The following is a 1,727-nucleotide window of genomic DNA, read 5'->3' as shown; positions in this document are numbered from 1 at the left end:
CCCCAGGCGGCGCGTCGCCGAGGCGCTGCTCGGCCAGCCGGACCGAGCGGGCCCTCGGCGCCCAGCGACTCCCACAGCAGGGCGCACGCCTTCGGCATGACCGGGTTCAGCACGACGGCCAGGACCCGCAGGCCCTCCGCGGCGGTGGCCATGATCGTGGCCAGGCGCTCGCGCTGGGCCTCGTCCTTGGCGACCTTCCAGGGCTCCTGCTCGGTGAGGTATCCGTTGAGCTCGTCGACGATGCGCCACACGGCGGCCATCGCGTCCTGCGGCGCCACGGCGTCGATGGCCGCGTCGGCCTCGGCGACGGCCGCGGCCACGGTGTCGACGACCTTCTGCTCGGCGGCGGTCTGCTCACCGGCGGCCGGCAGCGCGCCGTCGAAGTACTTGCCGATCATCGCCGCGACCCGCGAGGCCAGGTTGCCGAAGCCGTTGGCCAGCTCGGCGGTGTAGCGGGCGGCGACGTCCTCCCACGAGATCGAGCCGTCCGAGCCGAACGTCAGCGCCCGGGTGAAGTAGTAGCGGTAGGCGTCCGAGCCGAAGGTGTCGACCAGCTCGGTGGGGTGGATGCCGTTGGCCTTGGACTTGCTCATCTTCTGCCCGCCGACGAGCAGCCAGCCGTGGGCGAAGACCTGCTGGGGCACCGGCAGTCCGGCGGCCATGAGCATCGCCGGCCAGATGACCGCGTGGAAGCGGACGATGTCCTTGCCGACGAGGTGGATGCTCGCGGGCCACAGCTCCTCGAAGCGCTCCTGGTCGACGCCGTACCCGGCGGCGGTGATGTAGTTGAGCAGCGCCTCGACCCACACGTACATGACGTGCGCGTCGTCCCAGGGCACCTTGATGCCCCAGTCGAAGGTCGAGCGCGAGATCGACAGGTCGCGCAGGCCGCGCTCGACGAACGAGACGACCTCGTTGCGCGCGGACGCCGGCTGCACGAACTCGGGGTGCTCGCGGTAGAGCTCGAGCAGCTTCTCGGCGTAGTCCGAGAGCCGGAAGAAGTAGTTCTCCTCGGTCATGTGCTCGACCCGGCTGCCGTCGAGCGTGGAGACCTTGTGGCCCTCGTCGTCGCCGGTGCCGTCGGTGACGTACTCGTCGGCGACGAACTCCTCCGAGCCGACCGAGTAGTAGCCGGTGAACGAGCCCTTGTAGACGGCGCCCGAGTCGTGCAGCGCCTGCCAGAACGCCTTGGCACCGGCCTCGTGGCGCGCCTCGGTCGTGCGGATGTAGTCGTCGTTGGCCGCGTCGATGGTGCGCAGCAGCGGCTTCCACTCGTTCTCGACGAGGCGGTCGACCCACTCCTGCGGGGACACGCCGTTCGCCTGCGCCTTGCGCAGCACCTTCTGGCCGTGCTCGTCGGTGCCCGTCAGGTACCAGACCCGCTCGCCGCGCTGGCGGTGCCAGCGGGTCAGCACGTCGCCGATCGTGGTGGTGTAGCCGTGTCCGATGTGGGGGGCGTCGTTGACGTAGTAGATCGGCGTCGTGACGTAGAAGGTCGTGTCGGACATGCCGCCCATCCTAGTGAGCCGCGACGCGTCGCCTCAGCGGTGGGCCGCGGCGTAGACGTCCTTCTTGCGGGCGCCGGTCCCCTCGGCGACCCGGGCGATGGCGTCCTTGCGGGTCAGGCCGCTGGCCTCGGCCTCGCGCACGAGCTCGGCGAGCTCGTCGGCGGAGTAGTCGCGCTGCTCGGCCACGGCGCCGGAGACGACGAGCGTCGCCACTGCCGC

Annotated in this window: 1 protein-coding gene and 1 pseudogene; both read right to left on the bottom strand. The window is 70.9% G+C overall.

The annotated features are described in order from the left end of the window. On the bottom strand, positions 1 to 1,508 hold a 1,508-nt coding region (gene metG / locus AC2W7G_RS15475; protein ID WP_485869224.1), incomplete at its 3' end, for a methionine--tRNA ligase. Positions 1,509 to 1,541: 33 nt separating this feature from the next. Then, positions 1,542 to 1,727, bottom strand: a pseudogene (locus AC2W7G_RS15470) (16S rRNA (cytidine(1402)-2'-O)-methyltransferase); the annotation flags it as partial.

This window comes from Aeromicrobium sp. PFPM2_SD2 (genome assembly GCF_057364525.1).
This window is presented reverse-complemented; position numbering and strand designations above follow the sequence as displayed.